Source organism: Flavobacterium sp., from assembly GCF_044361015.1.
GTDB lineage: Bacteria > Bacteroidota > Bacteroidia > Flavobacteriales > Flavobacteriaceae > Flavobacterium.
In genome coordinates this window covers 1-3,946 of the sequence record NZ_JBIKJL010000098.1, presented here as the reverse complement: position 1 = coordinate 3,946, position 3,946 = coordinate 1, and the positions used below count along the sequence as shown (strand labels likewise).

General features: G+C 31.8%; 5 protein-coding genes. All 5 read left to right on the top strand.

Going from position 1 to position 3,946, the window contains the following annotated elements:
• Positions 1 to 203 precede the first annotated feature (203 nt).
• Positions 204 to 1,322, top strand: coding sequence for an RHS repeat domain-containing protein (locus ACIQ2Z_RS12635; protein ID WP_396184526.1), 1,119 nt, complete (start codon positions 204 to 206; stop codon positions 1,320 to 1,322).
• Entirely contained in the window at positions 1,312 to 1,755 is a 444-nt protein-coding gene (locus ACIQ2Z_RS12630; RefSeq protein WP_396184524.1) for a hypothetical protein, read from the top strand. The genes ACIQ2Z_RS12635 and ACIQ2Z_RS12630 overlap by 11 nt, the downstream gene beginning before the upstream one ends.
• A gap of 250 nt (positions 1,756 to 2,005) precedes the next feature.
• Positions 2,006 to 2,839 carry an RHS repeat domain-containing protein gene (locus ACIQ2Z_RS12625; RefSeq protein ID WP_396184523.1) on the top strand — a complete coding sequence of 278 codons (834 nt, stop codon included), beginning with the start codon at positions 2,006 to 2,008 and terminating at the stop codon, positions 2,837 to 2,839.
• 5 nt (positions 2,840 to 2,844) lie between these two features.
• The gene (locus tag ACIQ2Z_RS12620; RefSeq protein WP_396184522.1) at positions 2,845 to 3,306 is read left to right on the top strand and encodes a hypothetical protein; all 462 of its coding nucleotides are present in this window, start codon (positions 2,845 to 2,847) and stop codon (positions 3,304 to 3,306) included.
• Positions 3,307 to 3,705: 399 nt separating this feature from the next.
• Positions 3,706 to 3,946, top strand: a 241-nt coding sequence (locus ACIQ2Z_RS12615) for an RHS repeat-associated core domain-containing protein (protein WP_396184521.1), incomplete at its 3' end; no start/stop codon positions are given.

Sequence of the window (3,946 nt, the reverse complement as noted above, 5' to 3'; positions counted from 1 at the left end):
TTCAATAAAACTGACAAAGTCCTGATCGGGGGATAAGTCCAAAATCTTTGCTCTCCGAATGGTTCACTTTGTCAGTTTTGGTTGTTATTAAAATTACGAAATTTTCAATGAACAAATCTAAAGGCTCCGCAAAGAGTTCAGAATAAATATCCTATGAAAAGCTCCGCAAATGTCTCCGACTTTGCGGAATTTTTTTAATATATTTGATAAAAGATAATTCAAATCAAACGTTCTTAAAATACTGGAAGAGAATCACTATTATCCTCCCGACCCTTAGTGATGGTTTAAAACACACCAACTACAACAGCGACATAAGAAAGTACACCAAAGAAACCGACCCCATCACTCAACTTTTAAAACTTAGAATCTTACCGCCTACTGATGGAAAACCGTTGGAGTATAAGTATAAATACAATGGAAAGGAGTGGCAAGACGAGTTGGGGCTTAATTTGGATAACTATAAATGGCGTAATTATGACTATGCAATTGGACGGTTCATTAGTATTGACCCTTTGGCTAGAGATTTTCCACAATGGTCACCTTATGTTTTTAGTGGTAATCTAGTTATAATTTCAAAAGAACTTGAAGGGTTAGAACCTGAATTTATGATTGGTCAAGATGGAAAATTAACTTCTCCAATGGTTACATTAATTAATTCGGCTTTTGGATATTCTTGGAAATCATTAACAAATACAAATTGGGTTCCTCATATGGATGCAAGAGCAACTTGGTTTTCAAAAAGAGCAGTACCAAATAATGCTGTTGCAATTACTCTAGGGAATAAGGTTGTTTACGATAGTGCTCTCCAAGGAAGTTCTTATGTAAATTCAAGTAGAGGTAAGGAATATTGGTTTAGCCTTATTAGTCATGAACAAAGACATCGATTTGATATTGACAATTTAGGTAATTCTGCTTTTTATTCTACTTACGGTTTATCAGCAATTAGTGCAATAGGGATACATGATAATATTGCCCATGAACAAATAGCAAATAAATACGAGGCTTATGCTGAACAATTGTGGAATTATAAAGATGGGGCAGTTCAAGACATTCTCCAAAATTCAAGCATGTCTAATAATGAAAAATCTTCAAAGCTTGAGGTTTTTGGTGCAAAATTTAAAAGGGATGTAATTTTAGAAGACGTTGCTTCCAGTGCTAATTCAGTTATAGAGAGCTCACAAAAAGCATTAGAAGATGCAAAAGGAACAATTGCAGAGCCTCATATAACAAGTTTTTTAAACAATCTTATTAAAGTAAAAAAAGGTGTATTACAAAATGCAAGAAATGAACAAGCTGAAATCACAAAAAAATATGGCAACTAAATTAGGATTTTTGATATTAATCTGCTTCAGTATAGTGTCTTGCGACATAACAGATTATCAAATTTTGAAATTAGACACTAAAGATAAAATTATTTACATTGAAAGTTCTGATTATGTAATAGATTCAATTTCACTAGAAAAAAATGAAACAGAATTATTCTCAATTTCATTAAAAGAAAAATCTGGAGGTGAAAATGTAATAAATTTATATAGTATAGATACTAAATATCGTATTTATAAAAATTATGATTTTACAAAATGTGATGAATTAGTTGGAATTGTTTTTATTAGAAAAAAAGGTTTTGAAGGTGCTATAACTAAAAATGTAATTAGTCAGAGAAAGAATTATAAGGAAATTCAACAATTTTTTATTAGTGTTTCACCATGCTCAGATTCAATTGTAACATTTAATGCTTTAAGGAGACTTAAATGATCGGTAAGGTAATGTTAGTAATGTCCCAAATTAGGGACATGTCCTAAATTTTAAAATTAAATACTTGAAAAACAGCAGTTAGTATAAAAGCTGAATGCTGTTTTTTATCATATAGAAATAGGCTTTAAATGATTAGTATTCATTAAAACTTGTCAAATTTGGAAATAATGATGATTGAACGTTCTGACTTTGGTGAGGTTTCAAAAAGGCGTATAAGTATAAATTCAATGGAAAGGAGTGGCAAGACGAGTTGGGGCTTGATGTTTATGATTTTGAAGCAAGGAATTATGATCCTGCTTTGGGGAGGTGGATGAATATTGATCCATTGGCGGAGCAAATGAGGAGACACTCTCCTTATAATTATGCTTTTAACAATCCAATATTCTTTATAGACCCTGATGGGATGAAAGCTGAAGCTGGACAGACGGGCATATATTATGATTGGGATGAAAAAACATATATTGATAGTTCTACTGGGAAAGTTTCCACATTTGAAAAGGCAATGAGTCAATATGGTCCTGATTCAGCTGACGGCTCTTCTGAAGATGAGCCACCAGTACATTTTCTTAGTAAAGATACTGATAGTGAGACATTGTTTAAATTTTTTGAGAAAGAAAAAAAGAAGGCCAAAACAGGAGATTTGGAATTTAATGTCATAGCTCATGGCTTTAAAAACGAAAGTTCTATTTCAGTTCACATGGATGAGTTTATGAATATTGATAATGCAGAATATTTCGACACCGTTATGTCAGCTTTGAGTCCAGCATATAAAGAAGCCATTGCAAACAATAAACCATTTTTATTAACTTTGTTTGTGTGCTGGTCTGCTACAGACCCTTATGGGGGTATTTCAATTGCAAAAGAGATTTCCAAAAGACATCCTAATGCCACTATTATTGGACTTGATGGCAGAGGACATTTCAAATCCTATGCAGATGGTACTGTTAGTTTTGATGGAGTAGGTAAAAGTCCAGTTGACCATAACAAGGTTAATGATAATAAAGGAGCAATGGTCAAATTTAGAAATGGAATCGAAGTAAGTCGATTGAATTCAGGAGCATTATTAAGATTTTTATATAATTAAAATTTATGAAAAATTCATTATTCTTATTATTTGGAGTGATATTAATTTCATGTAATGACAAACCTAAACTAAAAAACAATACGGTATCTATTTCAAATGATTATTTTGAAAAGTATTATAATGATGGGGGAGAAACAAGCAGATTGAGAAATGCAATCATTGTAAAAGGAGATACTAATTCATATAAAGAGTTAAGAGATATTTATTTGTTGAGTGAACATTCCAATGAATTTTTCTATTATTCTTTCACAATGGCTCATAATTACAATTACCCTGATGCTTATTTTGATTTATTTTCTTTCTTAAAGCACTCACCAGTTAAAGGGAAAATGGAGAATCTAAAAGAATATTATTTATTAAAAGCTTTCGAGTTAGGAAGTCATAAATCAAAATTCCATATTAAAGAGAAGTATAAGAATGGATTTATACCTAAATCGGTAATGTTCCATAATGGTAATGTCCCATAATTAGTGATAAACCAAAATTCATAATTTAACCATTTGTAAATCAATATTTAAATAAAATTTAAACAAACAAGGCAAGCTGTAAAGTTTGCCTTTTTTACATTTGAAAATTGCTTAAAACGAATGTAATGAAGGAAAGTGATAACAAGTGTTTAGCTTCGCTCAGTTCGCCTTTCGGCTCGGGTCAGAGTTAGTGGTGGAGAATTTGGCAATTTCATATAGTTAATAATAATCTGGTTTTGCAAAATGTTCAATGAAATGCTCCGCTAATGTCAATGCCTTTGCGGAAATTTTTAATATATTTGGTAAAAGATAGCTCAAAGCAAACGTTCTTAAAAATACCTTGAAGTAACATATTTGGAGTATAAGTATAAATTCCAAGGACAGGAACGCCAAGACGAGTTGGGGCTTAACTTCTATGACTACGGAGCAAGGAATTATGACCCAGCTATTGGTAGATGGATGAGTATTGACCCGTTGGCGGAGAAGTATGTCAATATTAGCACTTACGGTTATTGCCTAAATAATCCAATAATATTTGTAGACCCTAACGGTAAAGAAGTGGTAGCTCATGATAAAGATGCACAAGATTTAATTTTAAACGCTTTAACAGAATTATTAGGTGCTAATCATGGTTTTTCAT